Source organism: Pedobacter sp. Bi126 (genome assembly GCF_918698245.1).
Lineage (GTDB): Bacteria > Bacteroidota > Bacteroidia > Sphingobacteriales > Sphingobacteriaceae > Pedobacter.
Genome location: NZ_CAKKMS010000006.1, coordinates 199,750 through 216,751 on the forward strand (window position 1 = coordinate 199,750; position 17,002 = coordinate 216,751).

Genomic DNA, 17,002 nt, shown 5'->3' on the forward strand with positions numbered 1-17,002 from the left:
AAAGACGGACTACAGTACCCGATTAGCAGTACAGCGCCTTTCCAAACAAATACAATCGCTATGTCTATGCTTTCTGCTCCTTGCTTATTACAAAAGTAAGGTTTCGATGCGATGTGCCATTACCATATTTTGTTTTTTACTATAGCTGAAAATGGTAAAATGGCCATCCTGAGAGGCTACCAAACCAATAGATTGCGGCTGATCGTTAACAAACTGGGCCACGGAAAAGTGCCTGGTCCCTCCGAGCTGTCCGGGATAAAGAATTTTATCTTCGCCACCAACAATGGGCTCCGAAAATGCAATCTGCTCTACGGTTGGTTTGCCTTTAGCACGACCGATTTTTGCACCAAACGCAATCAGGTCAAATTCTTCGTTGATGATCGTTGCACCATCAACAGCTGTTAAACCTGCTAAATGCTCTACTTCGCGACGAACAGCCCCCTGCGAAAAAATTTCACTCTGGTTGCCGCTCTGTTTCGCCAGATTGGATAAACCACAGAATGGTGGTTTTACCAAATACTGTATCGGGTGGATAATAGATTCTTCCCATTTTGTATCGTCTTTCGGCACAATTAGCAAGGCTCCTCCACGACCATGGGCACGCATAGAAACCGAAAACTGGATCAAAATGTTAATGGGATCGTTCCAGCTGGCCAAAACGGTCAGATCTAACAAGGCCTGCAAAATAGGCGGACAATCTTTATTTGCACAACTGGTATCATCCACAATGCGGATCTGCTCTCCTTTAAGTACAGCAACATTGGTAAATTTACCGATGCCGTAAATCCTTCGGTGTTTAATTACGATTAATCCAGGTTCGGAAACATCAACAACAAAACAAAAGTTCGGAATATTGAGGGTTGTACCCCAGATATAAAGTTCACCATCTTCTTCCCAAACCCCTAAGTGAATTCCTGAACGTTCAATCCCAGGCGCTATTTTGGTTAAGGTATTGGCATTTAACGCTAGTTTTTTCGCAAAGCGCAATGGTTTCGACGTTTGATCCGGCGGTAAAAAAGCAATCGAAATCCTCGGCGAATGCCCTTCTTCCTTACGCAAGCTGCTCCAAAAAGCAACATCAATTATCGCTTCAATTATTTTTCGGTCTGGTTGAGTAGCCAAATCTATCTCACCCTGTGCAATTGCATTTTTATGCAGTTTAACAAAATGTTGCTCAATAGTTGCTGCAATCGTGTTTGCCGCTTTGTAGGTAGGCTTGTAACTCATGTTCCGAATTTAAGTCGAATATTTCGATTTTTGAATATCCGAAAGGTTTGATTTTGGTAAAAAAACACAGACATTTTTACCACAGATCTTCGCAGATAAACACAGCTATTTTTGATGCTCTTTTAACCGCAATGTACGCAGAGACAAGATTAACAACGAAGGCGCAAAGAACACAAAGTTAACTGTATATTATTGGGCGAATATCAATTCAATCTGGTGTCTCGGTCGGTAAAAAATTCACCGGTCCACAAGTCGTTTAGTAAGCAAAAATGGCGAAGAATTGTTTCCGTGAACTCCGTGTTTCCGTGGCAAAGAAACAAAGCACCCAAAAAATTAACCTCATCTTACCGTTAATCCTTAAAAAAGTCTATTTTTGTTTCAATGAGTAACAATAGTCTCTTATTAGTCGACCCGAATTTTAAAACTGATGCATCTGCAAACTGCCATTTATTGTTAAAAATAACGAATGACAGCTTTTCTTATGCTGTGGTAGGTAAGGACACAGAAGAGATTAATATCATTTTTGATAAACAAGGTTGTGAAGATGTGCAGAAAGAACTGAAATCTGCCTTTGAAACCGACGTTTACCTATCGTTAAGCTATGCAACGGTAAAAGCGGCAATCCATACCTCAAATTTTATTTTCATTCCTGATGAATGGTTTGATGGTGAAAATCTGTCCGTTTATTCCAAGTATTTAGGTTCCGATGCTAAAGTTTACACTAAACACAACGATAAGCTGGGTTTTAATACCGTTTTCTGTTTAGATGAGCATTTAAAAGCAAATCTGCCTGAAAAAACAGATTTATTTCCACAGTCTGAACCATTAATGGTTTTATTTAATCATTTGGCAGACGAATCTTTATTAATCGATTTTACAGCAGTATCTTTTAATGTACTCTACATAAAAGATAAAAAGATAGTTTTCCAAAACCATTATCAATCAGAAAACGCTGAGGAGTTTAATTATTTCCTGTTGCTGATGATCGAACAACTGGGCTTAACTGATGCCATTCCCGTTTATTTACAAGGCATTATAAACGAAGATGATGAGCATTATAACTGCTTATTAAAATACTTTAACCAACTTTATTTCTTCCTTCCCACTGGAAAACAAAATAGCGAATTATTGGCCGATATGCCCAAACACTATTTCAGCGGTCTCCTTGCTTTAGATTTATGCGAATAATTGGTGGCAAATTAAAGGGCATCCGTTTGCAGCCCCCTGCAAATTTACCGGTGCGCCCAACTACGGATATGGCCAAAGAGGCACTTTTCAATATCCTCAACAACAAATATGATTTCGAAACCTGTTCTGTTTTAGATTTATTCTGCGGTACCGGAAATTTAACTTTTGAGTTTGCCTCGCGCGGTGCAGAAAGTATTTTAGCTGTTGATATGGATTATGGTTGCGTAAACTGGGTTAAAAACACAGCAAAACAACACCAGTTTGATCAGGTTGATGTGCGTAAAGGCGATGTTTTCAAGTTATTAAAACAAATGACCGGTGCTTACGACCTGATCTTTGCCGATCCGCCCTACAATATGCCCAACATCCCACAGATTCCGGTAATGGTAAAAGAGCAACAATTGCTTAAGCCTGATGGCCTGTTAATTGTAGAACACCAAAGTAACATGAAACTGAACAGCCAGCCCGGCTACACCGAAACCAGAAAATACGGCAATTCATCGTTCAGTTTTTTTGAGTTATAGTAGTTCAGTCGTTCATTGGTCATTAGTTCATGGTTAATGGCGCATAGTTATTTTATTTTTAGAAAGCGGGCATTTTTGCGTTGTGGCAGCCTTTGGTCCTGCTTTTCATTACAAGTCCTCACCCGATAAAGGATCGGGTTCCGGGCTTTCCATTGCAATCAGGCTTAAAATGGGCAGTCTGCTCCAGTTATAATGCCGCTGAATTTCTTAATGTTCTTAATTCCTTAATGATAAAAGATTAAGCCAGGTGCATTCCGTGTAAATCCGTGTTTCCATGGCAAAAAATAACCCTCATTGCATTCTTCGTGTCTTAGTGGTAAATAATTCCGCCATAAAAATCTATATTTGAATCATGAAGATAGCGCTATTTCCAGGCTCATTTGATCCGATCACTATTGCGCACGTAAATATTTTACAACGTGCTACCCCACTTTTCGATAAAATTGTAGTGGGTATCGGACTAAACAGTTCTAAACAGAATTTCTTAAGTGCAGAGCAGCGTCTTCAGATTTTGCAGACTGTTTTTAAAGGCTATCAGAATATCGAAATCCAAACTTACGAAGGTTTAACGGTAGATTTCTGTAGAAAAATAGATGCCACCTATATGGTTCGTGGTATCCGTTCGGCTGCTGATTTCGAATACGAAAGAGCCATCGCTCAGATCAATCAGACCATGATGCCCGAAGTAGAAACCATTTTACTGTTAAGCAAACCCGAATATTCAGCCATCAGCTCTACCATTGTGCGCGATATTTTAAGAAACCATGGTGACGTAAGCCCATTTGTACCAAAAGAAGCACTTAGGTTTTTATAATACTCCGTTAATCTAAAGATCATCATTGCGAGGAGGCTTTTTCAGCCGAGGAAGCAATCTTACAATGATCGCATAGTGTGTGTTGTAAGATTCCCGCCTGCGCGGAAAAGACGACCAATCTACTGGAATCTCATCTGTGTTCATCCTTTTTATCTGTGGTTAAATTATTTAATTAATGTGTAACGTTTTTAAAAATAGGTTACCAATGGGTTATAATATTAAATGAAAGAAACAGAGAATACATTCCTCGCCCTGATCAACCAGCACAAAGCGATTATACATAAGATTTCTAAAATGTATATGAACGGTGCTGAAGAACAGCGCGATCTGTTTCAGGAAATCGTACTACAGCTCTGGAAAGCCTACCCAACTTTTAAGGGCAACTCCAAATTTACTACATGGATGTATCGTGTTTCCTTAAATACTGCGCTAATTTACTTTAAAAGGGACAATAGAAAAGTAGATAAAACACCATTGGATGAAAATATTGATGTAATAGATGTTAATGAGAATGAAGGAAAGGAAGAGAAACTGGCCTATTTGTATACCGCCGTTCAAGAATTGAATGTTATAGAAAAAGCATTGATATTTCTCTTTCTCGAAAACCAATCCCATCGCGAAATTGCCGAAAACCTGGGCATTAGCGAGGTAAATGCACGGGTTAAACTGAACAGAACCAAAGAAAAATTACAATTCATTATAAAGAAAAACGGTTATGAATTTTGACGATATAAAAAATGAATGGAATGCTGAAAGTCCGGAAGGAAGCAACATTTCTACCGATATGCTTAAAATAAAACAGGCACATACCCCAATTGATAAAATAAGGGCGAAAATGAAACACGAGTTTTTTTATCAGATCTTCTTTTTGGTACTCATGGCCTTTGTCCCTTACTTTTTTGGATTTTCATCGGCAATGAATCAGGTGTTTTTAATATTTTATGCCATCACCTGCGGATTTACCGCTTATTATTTTTTTAAGTTTTATCTGTTCTATAAAAACTCTTACGACATGAGTTTGGATACGCGCAAAAACATCCTTTGGTTTTTCTACGAAATGAAACTTAATATCGAACTATATAAAGCCCTCACCTACATCGTTGCCTTTATCGGCGTCGCATTCATTGCAATTTATTTATTTATAGAAAAGGCTTCAATTTTCAACAAAATTTTAGCTAATCTTTCATCGGTTTATACCTTATTAAACTGTTTTATTACCATTCTGATTATAGGTGTGATTACCGAATTATGGGCTTGGTATTACTATGGCAAGTATTTAAAGCAGGTGAAAAAAGTAGTTGATGAGTTGGATTATGAATAATGTGCAAGTCCGTAATATAAATATTAAATTGTCATCCTTAGGGTAATTTATTTTATAAAAATCAATATAAATGACATTTAATTATCGGTCTTCTGCGATATGTAATTCCCCTCTCTTAGAGGGGTGTCCGCAGGAAGGGGTGTTTTATTAGTCCTGGCCGGACAGGCTTCTTTCTTTTTGGTGTCAAAAAAGAAACAAAAACACCGGCTGAAAATTTTTCTTTCGAAGCTAGTAGGTTGGCTTAGGCAGTGCAGCCCGAAAAATTTGTTAGGCCGGATTTAAATGGAACGGGGATACTGTGCTACGGCCTAGTTAGGCGGAAATACATAACCAGCTAAACCGCTCATATTAAACAATCATAAGACACTATCAATAGTAGCCTATCGAAAGATTTACTTAAATGTCTTAAGGGCGTTTCGACAAGCTCTCCGTAGGAGTCCTTTGGACAACGTGACAAACTCAATGGGATTTTGTGTAGTCTAATGTTACCATCTGACCATTCAAATAAATTAAAGTACAAATTTATAATTGCTCCAATCCGTGTCAGATAGAAATATCTGACACCACAAGATGTGTAGTCGGATGTTACCATCTGACGCTTCGGGAGTTCTTACAGTATCCCTCCGGCCCTCAGCACATCCATAATTGATGGAAAAGTATTTTTAACTACTGGCGAAATGTGGTTTTTATCCAGCCAAACCGCTTCATCAATGCCTTCTTCCTTTTGAGGTACCAATTTTGGTTCGCCTTTAACCTTCATTTTGTACCAATTGGTTTTCTTGATCACCATTTTTGTACCAATTGGATAAACGTGATAGGTTTTACAAAGTTTTTCTTCGCGTTTAAAAACCCTGATTCCGCATTCTTCTTCTACCTCACGAACAGCAGTTTCCTTCATTTTTTCGCCTTCCTCTAACTTTCCTTTGGGCAGATCCCATTTTTTATTTCTAAAAATAAACAGAAAATTGCCATTTGCGCTCTCTACCAAACCACCAGCGGCTTTAATAATGGTGCAATCTTTCTTTAACTTTCTAAAGGTCTCCTGAGGATTTTTTGTCAAGAAAATATAGCTCTTTTTAGAACCATTTTTTAGTTTTTTGTAGAATGTTTGCAGATTAAAATCCTGAAATTCCAGTTGTTGAATTTTTTCTTTTTGCTCTGGCAAAAAATCTGAGATATACAAAGTGTTATCGTTGATATAAATTCTATAATTTCTTGGCATATATTTTAACACACATTAAATAGAGAATGATGCTTTTTTATAGCACCCCGCTCCTTTCCCGATTACATTTAAAGAGTTCTTTCTGCGAAACCTATATATTTTGCAATGCCCTAAAAGTAGAAAAATTGTTGAGTTATTTATAGGATATAAAAAAAGGTTACAACAATTAATGTTGTAACCTTATCTAAATTAACGCTCTCAATCAAAGATTGATGCAAGGCTCTCACCCCTTGCTTGCTACAAATATAGAATAATTTATTAAAGAGTGAAAAAAAATTAATATTTAATAAATGACGAACCTGAATAACCAAAGGCCATACACACTAGAATGTAAAAAAAATGGTTAGTTATCTGTATTGGAGCATTCAGCTAGAAAACAATGGCGAATAATTCCTGCAACGATGAATATTTTTTATAATTTTAACCTTTTAATCTGCCATGCCCATACCTTCATTATCCGAAACAGATCTGGAAGCATACCGAAACGATCTTTCTAACCCAGAAAAATCAACAGGAGCACTCTTTATCACATTAACCGGGCTTTATCAGCGTTTTGCCGGCAATGAACAGTTATTGGCCAATTTCGAGTACGCATCTGAGCTGCAAAGTCTGGAAAATAGTTACGCTTCAAAAAAAGAGCATTACAATAAAGAAATTGCAGAGCTTAAAAGGCAGTTTAAACAATTAGATAACCGTATTATTGCCGCAGAACAAAAGCTTCGGCATGGTATCCCCGACGATTTGATGGTAATGGATAAAATTATAGCTGAACAAGAATCTATCGTAGAAGATCAGGAAAAGCTTAACAATGCCGAATCATACATCGTAGAGCAGGTTAGAATAATAGATATAGCGCATGGAAAAGACCTTCAGAAGCTAGAACAACAACAAAGCAATAGAAATACACCACTGAACAATAAATTTTCTGCTTTTAATGAACAGATAAAACAAGCAGAAAAAAGCATTACGCTAAAAGCAAGTGCAATCTCGGTTATTGCCATTATCGGCATTCCTTTAATAATAGATATAGGCCTGGTATCATTAGGGTTGCCCGCCTTAAGCAAAAATACCAATAACCTGATCTTTACGCATTATATCTTTTTAATCACATTGATCCTGGTTGAATTGTTCCTGGCCGAAAAGATCAGAAGCAGGATTTCGCGGATGTTATCTATCTCTTACCTTAAAGATTTGCTAAGTACGCTCCAAAACCTGCTTTTGGATAACAAAAAACAGATTTCCAAAATAGAATCTGATCATAACATTTCCATATCAGAATTTGTAAAGCAGAATTATACGACTTAGGAAATTAATTTGTCTGATAAACAATGAAGGGTCTAGAAACCTTTTTCAGCCCCAAACCCCTCATTGTTAATTATCTGATATTTAGATCTACAGCGTAGCCATATCAATCACAAAGCGGTAACGTACATCGCCTTTTTCCATACGTTCGTAAGCATGGTGGATATCTTTCATATCAATCATTTCGATATCCGATACGATATTGTTCTCGGCACAGAAATCTAACATTTCCTGAGTTTCGGCAATACCTCCGATACCCGATCCGGCAAGACTTTTTCTACCACCAAGCAAACTAAAAGCAGCAATTTCTGCCGGTTTAGGTGGAACACCTACGCAAATGTGTATACCATTTGTTCTCAATAAAGAAAGATACATGTTAAAATCGTGCTCAGCAGATACTGTATCTAAAATAAAATCGAATGTACCCCTGGCAGCTTTAACCTGCGCAGGATCGGTAGTTACCACAAAGTGATGGGCACCAAGTTTTTTGGCATCTTCTTCTTTTTTAGGCGAAGTACTCAATACCGTTACTTCGGCACCAAAGGCTACACCAAATTTCACAGCCATATGGCCTAAACCACCTAAGCCAAGTACAGCCAGTTTATGGCCTTTTCCTACTTTCCAGTGTTTCAGGGGAGAATAAGTGGTAATACCTGCACATAAAAGCGGTGCTACAGCAGCAAGATTTAATTTATCCGATACATGAAGTACAAATTCTTCTCTTACTACAATCGTATCCGAATATCCACCATAAGTTGGTGTTTTACCATCTCTTTCTAAACCATTGTATGTTTGCGTATTTCCTTCTAAACAATATTGTTCTAAATCTTGCTTACAGTTTTCACAAACCTGGCAAGAATCTACCATACAACCTGTACCGGCAAGATCACCTACCTTAAATCTCTTAACATGATCTCCAACCTTTGTTACCCTGCCCACAATTTCATGGCCGGGAACCATCGGAAATATCCCAGGAAACCAATCATTTTTTATTTGGTGCAGGTCTGAGTGGCAAACCCCACAGAAAAGTATCTCAAACTGAACATCATGAGGTCCTACTTCCCGGCGCTCAAAATTCCAGGGTGCAAGATCAGTTTCGGCATTTTGCGCCGCATATCCTTTTGTTGCTATCATAAAAATTCAAATTAATTTTACCTTAACAAAGGTATACAGCGGTTTGCTAAGAACAATTACACAAATCAAATAAATCATTGCAAAATTCAAACAATGCTGTTACAACATCAGGCCATTTAGCAAGGCGTATTGAAGGAGCATGATCGTTTTCCCATCTTTTATTTCACCACTTTTTATCATCTCCAGGGCATTTTCAAACGGTAATTCTAATACCTCTATATATTCGTTTTCTTCTTTCAGTCCGCCTCCGTTATGCAATTTCATTTCACTTGAATATGCAGCAACGAAAAAGTATAACAGCTCGGTAACCGAACCCGGCGACATATAGGCTTCGAAAACTTTTTCTACATGATCAATCCTAAACCCGGTTTCTTCTTCGGTCTCCCTTCTGATACAATCTTCGGCATTATCTTTATCCAATAATCCGGCACAACATTCAATCAGGTAACCCGTCTCATTTCCATTGATAAATGTCGGGATCCTGAACTGGCGTGTAAGCACAACTGTTTTATATTCTTTATTGTACAATAAAATTGTAGCGCCATTTCCCCTGTCGTAAGCCTCTCGCTCCAAAATAGATTTAGCCCCATCCAGTCTTATCATTTCGAAACTCACTTTCTTCAAAGTGTACCAATTATCTGAAAGTATTTGCGTGTTGAGGATATTAATATTTCCCATAAATGACTATTTTTGATTGATTATGATTATTTTTGATCGAATTAACTGATTATATATGACATTTCAAAAAAGAGCACATAAAATCTTGGAACTTCTAGAGGAGCTTGGCGAAGTTGATATTCGGCAGTTGGCACTGGAAATAGGCGTTTCTGAAGTTACTGTAAGAAGAGACCTTGCAAATATGGCAACTAACGGACTGCTTTATCGGACGCATGGAGGGGCCATGAAAGTCAGTCAATTGATAAAGCCGGTATCATTTGCAAATAAAGCTGCTGTTAATTTTAAAGCAAAAGATGCAATCTGTAAAAGAGCTGCAGAAGATATTAATGATGGCGATATCATATTCATTGATTGTGGAAGTACGGCCTTTAGGTTATGCCAGTTCATTAAAAACAAAAAAATAAAGGTAATTACAAACTCCCTGCCTGTAGTTAATGAGTTACAGAATAGTGCCGTAACCATTAACATGATTGGTGGTGAAGTTGATCCGATCAGGCAGGCTATTCATGGAACAATTGCTACTGAACACATTGCCCGATACCACGCCTCGAAAGCCTTTCTAGGTACAGACGGGATTACCTGCGATGGATTATATGCTGGTAGTGAACATGAAGCTTCAAATACTTTAGCTATGGCATCGCAAAGTGATCAGACTTACCTACTTTGCGACGTTAGCAAAATAGGAAAAACATCGTATTTAAAGTTTGATGATTTATCGATCGTGGATATTTTGGTTACAGACTATAATGGACCCGAAATAATAGAATTCCAGTCAAAAGAGATCTTAGTATATTCAGTAACGCATTAATATTACAGAGGTTCTCAATTATCAGGAGAACAATCCATGTGTGATTTCTACAACGGCATCATCAGCGTAAAAAAAGATGGTAAACATTCCAGGTGCCTGGCTGATAACTAAAATATCTTCTCGTTTGATGTGGTTCTCGTTGATAAAACGGGTAAGGCGCTCGTGCGAACTAAAATAATCGGATTTTAAAATAATCATAAACTAGGAATATTAATTGAGACAGCCAATTTTATCGATTGTTACAAAATACATAGCGGGAAAGATCCTGAAACAAGTTCAGGATGACGAATGGAGAGGAATAAACGCTGAGTATCGTCATCTCGGCTGTGGCGCAGCCCCGCTCGAAATGACGATTCTTTGCATTATTTGTAGCCTAAGCGATCAGATCTCCTTCCGCCCCAAAAGCATGGTCGATAACAATTTTCCAGGTGCCATCTTCGCTTTGCTTCATTAGCTCGATGCCTTTTGCGCTAACCTTCACTTCTCCGCCATCGGTGATATTCCATTCCGACCTTCCTATAGCGAGATTTCCCGTTTGCATGCAGTACACCGTTTTAATTTCCATAGTACCCTTAATGGCAAGAATGGCTTTAATAGCTTCTTCAAATTGTGCTTTGCCCGATACAGGTTTCCCAGGTTCGGGAACAATAATGCCAGATGAATCGTACATATTAAGTATGGTTGCTATGTCTCCTGTGTTAAATGCGGCAGCTAGTGCTGAATGAGCATCTTCTGCTCTTTTTGGTAAATCCATGTCTTTAATTTTAAATGTTTAACTATGTTCTAATAAAAAATGGCCGAAAATTCTTGTTCAGCCAATATTTTTCTGGCGAGCTGACCTGCATGATCATATATTTTATTAAAGAAAAAACCGCCCATACTAATACGCTTAACCCCAAGCGATTCCAATGCTTTAAATCCTGGAAGATCGGGCATGCACATTACATTGATGGGAAGTGCAGTAGATTGAACTACAGCAGCAATATCACTACTATCGGTAATGCAAGGCACAAAAATCCCATCTGCTCCAGCTTCCTGATAAAATTTAATGCGTTTTTTGGTTTCCGCTAAAGCGTTTGGCAATCCCAGGAGAAAAGCATCCGTTCTGATATTCAGAAAGATATTCAGTTTCTTTCTCTTGATATACCCTGCCACTGCAGCGACTGTTTCAGCAAACGAAGCTGCTGGCACCAAACTTCTCTTTTCGCCCGGTAAAGTATCTTCGAGGTTAATCCCCACGGCGCCACAATCGTGTAGTTTCTCTACATTTTCTAAAATGCCTTGTAGGTCGCGGCTATACCCAGCCTCCATATCAACGGTAAGTGGAATATCTACCACATCAGTAATGCGCTTTGTTATACGCAGCAACTCATCAAAGGGCAGGTTTTCTCCATCTGGGTAACCCAAAGCATTCGAAATGGCCTGACTGGAAATGCCGATGGCCTTAAAACCATTGGTTTGAAAGATTTCTGCACTTTTCACATCCCATACATTTCCAATCAAAAGCGGAGTGGTATTTTTGTGCAGCTGTTTAAATGTTTCAAAAGAATTCATAAGCTATATCTTGTTTTAATTGACTATACATCAAAGATATAGCCCTTAAAAACCAACGGATTGTACAAATCCGAACAAAATAAAATTTATGGAAAAAGCAATTGGTTTACCGGAGTAAGGTTATCCAGGTAACTCGAAGGAGTAAGTCCGGTAAAGGATTTGAAGTCTCTTATAAAATGTGATTGATCAAAATATCCGCAGGCATAAGCAATATTGGTAAATGGCTCTTCATTTTTTGAAATCATCTTTAAACTCTGCTGAAAACGGTTGATTTTATCGTAAGATTTTGGCGAAAGCCCGGTATGCTGATGCAGTAACCGTTGCAAATAACGCGTAGTGATATTATGCCTTGATGCGATATAGGTAATATTGCTTCCCGAAGCATCTTTTAGGATACTATTTAAGATATCGGCTACCTTATTGATATGAAAGGATTTCTTTTCATGACTGATCAGTCTTTTTAACAAAAATGCCTCTAAAAGATCGATCCTTTTCTGTTCGCCCTCGGTTTCCAATAGTTTTTGATGGAGCACATCTGCACTTCCTCCGATCACATCCCGAAGATCGGTAATTGAGTCGTTAAAAACCCCCATCTGATCATTAAAAAAGTACGATGCCGAGTGTGTATAAAATTTGATCCCGAGCATAGTATGTTTACCTACCGATCGGATAGCAAGCGGTTTTGTAATCTGCCCCCAAAGTTCAATTTTCGGTGTTTTCTTAAAAGCATTGTTTACAAGCGATTCCCAACTGCCATTCCCCAGATTAAAGATTACCTCCATATCCCCACTGGGAAATACTACATCCTCAAAAGCCGAATCAGCATCCGACTTGAAAATATAATAATGCCTGATATAGGGTTTTAAGGGATCTGAAGGTAAAAACTGTTTAAATTCCATATATGCCAATTGATTACAAGATCGTAAAATTAGTGCAATTCTAAGCCTCGAAATTGTAAAAATCGGAACAGTTTATACCTTTAATGAGACAATTAAGCGCGGTAATCAAAGCGTCGCAGCATAAAAATAATCCTTTACCGCAACAAGATCTCTCTGAGATGTTTTAAGCCATAATATTCTTTATCGTACTGATTTACAAGGAGTGGCAAGAAATAGCTTTTACCATCCATCAAAATTTCCGATATTTGTAGCATTTGGAAGTCGTGATTAAATTCAAATCCCGATATTTTCTTTCCTTGCTAAAACAAGTGAGGCTTAATAAACGTTATGACAAACACAAATAAATCTGTAATTTTGAGCCATGTATAATAAAAGTGATATTGAATTAAAGGTAGCGGAATTTTTATTACAGATAAAAGCAATCAAATTACAACCAAATAATCCTTTTACCTGGGCATCTGGTTGGAAATCGCCGATTTATTGCGACAACAGAATCACCCTTTCCCACCCTCAGGTTAGAACTTACATCCGTCAGAAACTTGCACAGGCCATTCAGGAAGAGTTTGGCTCGGTAGATGTTATCGCAGGTGTTGCAACTGCTGGAATCCCCCAAGGTGTTTTAGTAGCCCAAGAACTTGGTTTACCTTTTATCTACGTAAGAGCGAAGGCTAAGGAACATGGCACTGGCAGTTTAATTGAAGGCGAAGTGGTAGAAGGTCAACGTGTAGTGGTTATCGAAGATTTAATTTCAACCGGAAAAAGCAGTCTACAAGCTGTTGATGCATTAAGAGCTGCGGGTTTATCGGTAGCTGGTTTAGCAGCAATTTTCACTTATGGTTTCGAAAAAGCAGACGAAAATTTCGCAGCTGCAAAATGTCGTTACTTAACCTTATCAAACTATGGTGCTTTAATCGATTATGCTGCCGAGCACAGCATTATTGCCAAAAGTGATATGGAATTATTGGGTAAATGGCGTTTAAATCCTTCAGAATGGGGACAAGGACAAGTTTTGAGTCCGGAGTCTTAAGTTTTGAGTAAAAACAAAAATCTATAAAAAATATATAATGACTGTTATTGAAAGCGCAGTAGAGGTAAATAAACCGGTTGCAGAGGTTTATGCATTTCTATCCAATATGAACAATCATCAGCAACTGATGCCAGAAAATATTTACAACTGGGAATCTACCGAAGATGATGCACGGTTTACCATCCAAAATATGGCAAAATTGGCCATTAAGATTTCGAGCCGTATCGAAAATCAGGAAATAACAGCAATTCCGAGTGAAAAAGCACCTTTCGATGTAGAATTGAAGTGGACTGTGGCAGATAATGGAAACGGAACAACTACAGCTAAACACATTATCTCAGCTGATCTGAACATGATGATGAAAATGCTGGCATCTGGTCCCCTACAAAAACTGGCCGATCACCAAACGGGAAAACTAAAAGAGATATTAGGTTAATAAGGCTGATTACACAGATTTAAATGATTGCACAGATACAAAAGACGAGTTAAACCTCGTCTTTTTTTATGCGTAAAAATTCCATTGCGTTCTCTTATCAGCACATTATTTTAATACCTTAGTTTTCGAATAACCTTTAAACTATGAACCTCAGATTTCTCCAGGTAACTGCTTTATTTTTTGCCCTTGCTCCTATTTCCAAAACACTTGCTCAATCGCTTGCCGCTTTAAAAACCGAATATCTGGTAAACCCAATCGGCTTAGACAATCCAAATCCGCGTTTTACATGGCAAATGAACGACGCCAATCAGGGTGCAAAACAAACAGCCTACCGCATTCTGGCAGATACCGATTCGGCTCTTCTTGTTAAAGCCAGTGCAAAACTTTGGAATACAGGCTGGGTTAAATCAGATGATAATTTGGTTATTTATTCGGGCCAGTCACTAAAACCTTTTACTAAATATTATTGGAGGGTTGATATTGCTGATGGAGGCCAAAAGAAATCAAACAAGGTGTATATCGCCAGCTTCGAAACCGGGATGATGAAAATGGAAAACTGGCAAGGCGCATGGATTTCGGATAATGAAAATACCAAGCTTAAACCTGCACCCTATTTCCGAAACACTTTTACTACGGTTAAAAAAATCAAGTCGGCCAGGGCTTACATCGCTGCAGCTGGCTTGTATGAACTTTCTATTAACGGCAAAAAAATTGGCAACCATCGCATGGACCCGATGTATACCCGTTTTGATAGACGAACGTTATACGTTACCTACGATGTAACCAAGGCCATCAGCAAAGGCAAAAATGCTATTGGTGTACTGCTAGGCAATGGTTGGTACAACCACCAATCGACCGCAGTTTGGTATTTCGACCGTGCCCCTTGGCGCAACAGGCCAACTTTTTGTCTTGATGTACGCATCACTTATGAAGATGGCACAACCGAAACCATTAAATCGGGTAAGGAATGGAAAACAGCTTTAAGTCCGATTATTTTTAATAGTATTTATACCGCAGAGCATTATGATGCCCGCCTTGAAAAAGCAGGCTGGAACACGCCAGATTTTGACGATACAGATTGGAAAAATGTGATGTACCGTTCAGCACCATCTAAAAATATTGTTGCACAGGCCATGCACCCTATCCTCAATGTTGAAGAAATAGCAAGCAAAAGTTTAAGAAAGTTTAACGACACCACTTATCTTTTCGATCTGGGCAGAAATATTTCAGGTGTAAGCAAAATCACGGTAAGCGGGCCGGCCGGAACTGTTATAAAACTAAAGCACGGCGAGCGTTTATATACCAACGGACACGTAGATATCTCCAATATTGACGCCCATTACCGGCCAACTGATAATACTGACCCATTTCAGACGGATATCCTGATTTTGAACGGAAAAGGTGCACAAAGTTTCATGCCCCATTTTAATTATAAGGGTTTTCAATATGTAGAAGTGAGTAGCTCCGCTCCCATCCAATTAAAAAAAGAAGATCTGGTAGGCTATTTTATGCATAGTGATGTGCCAGTTGTTGGTGAGGTTAAATCTTCAGAACCCATCATCAATAAAATCTATTACGCCACCAACAATTCTTACCTATCAAATCTTTTTGGTTACCCTACAGACTGCCCGCAGAGAGAGAAAAATGGCTGGACAGGCGACGCACAGATTGCGATAGAAACTGGTCTTTATGGCTTTGACGGCATTACCATTTACGAAAAATGGCTCGCCGATCACCGTGATGAACAACAGCCAAATGGCGTTTTACCTTCCATTATCCCTACCGATGGCTGGGGTTACGAATGGGGCAACGGACCCGATTGGACCAGTACAATTGCCATTATCCCATGGAATGTTTACCTGTTTTACGGAGATAAAAAACTGCTTGCCGATTGTTATGGGAATATTAGAAAATACGTGAACCACATAGACGAAACCTACCCAACGGGTTTAACCACCTGGGGTTTGGGCGATTGGATCCCAGTGAAATCTAAATCTCCTGTTGAGCTTACCTCTACCTGTTATTATTATGCTGATGTGCTTATTTTGGCAAAGGCGGCAAAAATTTTAGGTAAAAACGATGATTATGAAAAGTACACAGCTTTGGCTAAAAAAATTAAAGATGCTTTTAATGCCAGGTATTTGAATAAGGAAAAAGGGATTTATGCTTCTGGCGTACAGACCGAAATGAGCGTTCCGCTTTATTGGAAAATTGTTCCGGAAGAATCGATTGCTTTAGTTGCCAAGAATTTAGCCAAACGTGTAGAAGCCGATGGTTTCCACTTAGATGTTGGATTATTGGGTACAAAAGCCATTTTAAATGCACTAAGCGAAAATGGTTACAGTGATATTGCCTACAAAGTTGCCGCTCAAAAAACCTTTCCAAGCTGGGGCTGGTGGATGGAAAACGGAGCCACCACTTTATACGAGAACTGGCCCATTGATGCAAAATCGGATATTTCAATGAACCACATTATGTTTGGAGAAATTGGCGCGTGGTTATACAAATCCCCCGGTGGTATCAAACCAGATGAAAAACAGCCTGGCTTTAAACATGTAATATTGGATCCACACATTATGACAGGCCTAGATTCTTTTGAGGCCAGCCATATTGGTCCATATGGTAAAATTATAAGTATATGGAAAAGAGTTAATAATGGAATCAGGTACGATATTACCATTCCTGCCAACTCCACCGCTACCTTTAATGTACCGACTACAAGTGGTATGAGTGTTTATGTCAATGGTAAAATGACTAATAGCACCAAAATAGATTTAGCTGCCGGTAAGTATATAATTGAACATAAAGCCCGAAAATAATCCGGTTCCCGAGATACCGTCATCCAATAGCTTTCGGATGACGACCCTT

The 17,002-nt window shown here is 38.6% G+C and carries 18 protein-coding genes; 10 read left to right on the forward strand and 8 right to left on the reverse strand.

Features of this window, described 5'->3' with window-relative positions; translation table 11 throughout:
• Positions 1 to 87 precede the first annotated feature (87 nt).
• Entirely contained in the window at positions 88 to 1,227 is a 1,140-nt protein-coding gene (locus tag LQ201_RS21085) for a putative sensor domain DACNV-containing protein (RefSeq protein WP_230145209.1), read from the reverse strand.
• A gap of 381 nt (positions 1,228 to 1,608) precedes the next feature.
• Here LQ201_RS21085 and LQ201_RS21090 point away from each other — a divergent pair, with 381 nt between their 5' ends.
• From LQ201_RS21090 to LQ201_RS21110, 5 genes are all read left to right on the forward strand, one after another.
• Positions 1,609 to 2,415 (forward strand): DUF3822 family protein, encoded by an 807-nt coding sequence (locus LQ201_RS21090; RefSeq protein ID WP_230145208.1) that lies wholly within the window; start codon positions 1,609 to 1,611, stop codon positions 2,413 to 2,415.
• On the forward strand, positions 2,406 to 2,939 hold the full coding sequence (rsmD, locus tag LQ201_RS21095; RefSeq protein ID WP_116250695.1) for a 16S rRNA (guanine(966)-N(2))-methyltransferase RsmD: 534 nt from the start codon (positions 2,406 to 2,408) through the stop codon (positions 2,937 to 2,939). The genes LQ201_RS21090 and rsmD overlap by 10 nt, the downstream gene beginning before the upstream one ends.
• 352 nt (positions 2,940 to 3,291) lie before the next feature.
• Complete coding sequence (gene coaD, locus LQ201_RS21100) at positions 3,292 to 3,753, forward strand: pantetheine-phosphate adenylyltransferase (RefSeq protein ID WP_230145207.1); 462 nt, start codon at positions 3,292 to 3,294, stop codon at positions 3,751 to 3,753.
• Between the two features lie 222 nt (positions 3,754 to 3,975).
• Positions 3,976 to 4,479: an RNA polymerase sigma factor gene (locus LQ201_RS21105; RefSeq protein ID WP_215126678.1), complete on the forward strand. Its 504-nt coding sequence runs from the start codon at positions 3,976 to 3,978 to the stop codon at positions 4,477 to 4,479.
• On the forward strand, positions 4,469 to 5,074 hold the full coding sequence (locus LQ201_RS21110) for a hypothetical protein (RefSeq protein ID WP_230145206.1): 606 nt from the start codon (positions 4,469 to 4,471) through the stop codon (positions 5,072 to 5,074). Before LQ201_RS21105 ends, LQ201_RS21110 begins: the two co-directional genes overlap by 11 nt.
• A 610-nt stretch (positions 5,075 to 5,684) precedes the next feature.
• On the opposite strand, the gene LQ201_RS21115 is transcribed toward LQ201_RS21110, so the two are convergent.
• On the reverse strand, positions 5,685 to 6,296 hold the full coding sequence (locus tag LQ201_RS21115) for an NUDIX hydrolase (RefSeq protein ID WP_230145205.1): 612 nt from the start codon (positions 6,294 to 6,296) through the stop codon (positions 5,685 to 5,687).
• 438 nt (positions 6,297 to 6,734) lie between these two features.
• On the opposite strand from LQ201_RS21115, the gene LQ201_RS21120 reads away from it, so the two are divergent.
• Complete coding sequence (locus tag LQ201_RS21120; protein ID WP_230145204.1) at positions 6,735 to 7,601, forward strand: hypothetical protein; 867 nt, start codon at positions 6,735 to 6,737, stop codon at positions 7,599 to 7,601.
• Between the two features lie 87 nt (positions 7,602 to 7,688).
• On the opposite strand, the gene LQ201_RS21125 is transcribed toward LQ201_RS21120, so the two are convergent.
• Both LQ201_RS21125 and nudK read right to left on the reverse strand, forming a co-directional pair.
• On the reverse strand, positions 7,689 to 8,732 hold the full coding sequence (locus LQ201_RS21125; RefSeq protein WP_230145203.1) for an NAD(P)-dependent alcohol dehydrogenase: 1,044 nt from the start codon (positions 8,730 to 8,732) through the stop codon (positions 7,689 to 7,691).
• Between the two features lie 99 nt (positions 8,733 to 8,831).
• Positions 8,832 to 9,410, reverse strand: coding sequence for a GDP-mannose pyrophosphatase NudK (nudK, locus tag LQ201_RS21130; RefSeq protein ID WP_230145202.1), 579 nt, complete (start codon positions 9,408 to 9,410; stop codon positions 8,832 to 8,834).
• A 55-nt stretch (positions 9,411 to 9,465) separates the two neighbouring features.
• On the opposite strand from nudK, the gene LQ201_RS21135 reads away from it, so the two are divergent.
• On the forward strand, positions 9,466 to 10,218 hold the full coding sequence (locus LQ201_RS21135; RefSeq protein WP_230145201.1) for a DeoR/GlpR family DNA-binding transcription regulator: 753 nt from the start codon (positions 9,466 to 9,468) through the stop codon (positions 10,216 to 10,218).
• A 21-nt stretch (positions 10,219 to 10,239) separates the two neighbouring features.
• On the opposite strand, the gene LQ201_RS21140 is transcribed toward LQ201_RS21135, so the two are convergent.
• From LQ201_RS21140 to LQ201_RS21155, 4 genes are all read right to left on the reverse strand, one after another.
• A complete protein-coding gene (locus LQ201_RS21140; protein WP_230145200.1) occupies positions 10,240 to 10,416 on the reverse strand; it encodes a hypothetical protein in 177 nt (58 codons plus the stop codon).
• A gap of 175 nt (positions 10,417 to 10,591) precedes the next feature.
• Positions 10,592 to 10,972 carry a DUF4440 domain-containing protein gene (locus LQ201_RS21145; protein WP_230145199.1) on the reverse strand — a complete coding sequence of 127 codons (381 nt, stop codon included), beginning with the start codon at positions 10,970 to 10,972 and terminating at the stop codon, positions 10,592 to 10,594.
• A gap of 29 nt (positions 10,973 to 11,001) precedes the next feature.
• A complete protein-coding gene (locus LQ201_RS21150; protein WP_230145198.1) occupies positions 11,002 to 11,772 on the reverse strand; it encodes an isocitrate lyase/phosphoenolpyruvate mutase family protein in 771 nt (256 codons plus the stop codon).
• An 86-nt stretch (positions 11,773 to 11,858) separates the two neighbouring features.
• The gene (locus LQ201_RS21155) at positions 11,859 to 12,671 is read right to left on the reverse strand and encodes a helix-turn-helix transcriptional regulator (protein WP_230145197.1); all 813 of its coding nucleotides are present in this window, start codon (positions 12,669 to 12,671) and stop codon (positions 11,859 to 11,861) included.
• Between the two features lie 361 nt (positions 12,672 to 13,032).
• Between LQ201_RS21155 and pyrE the strand changes: the two genes are divergently transcribed.
• From pyrE to LQ201_RS21170, 3 genes are all read left to right on the forward strand, one after another.
• Positions 13,033 to 13,698: an orotate phosphoribosyltransferase gene (pyrE, locus tag LQ201_RS21160; RefSeq protein WP_230145196.1), complete on the forward strand. Its 666-nt coding sequence runs from the start codon at positions 13,033 to 13,035 to the stop codon at positions 13,696 to 13,698.
• A gap of 37 nt (positions 13,699 to 13,735) precedes the next feature.
• Positions 13,736 to 14,134 (forward strand): SRPBCC family protein, encoded by a 399-nt coding sequence (locus LQ201_RS21165; protein ID WP_230145195.1) that lies wholly within the window; start codon positions 13,736 to 13,738, stop codon positions 14,132 to 14,134.
• Positions 14,135 to 14,277: 143 nt separating this feature from the next.
• Positions 14,278 to 16,953: an alpha-L-rhamnosidase gene (locus tag LQ201_RS21170; protein WP_230145194.1), complete on the forward strand. Its 2,676-nt coding sequence runs from the start codon at positions 14,278 to 14,280 to the stop codon at positions 16,951 to 16,953.
• Positions 16,954 to 17,002 lie beyond the last annotated feature (49 nt).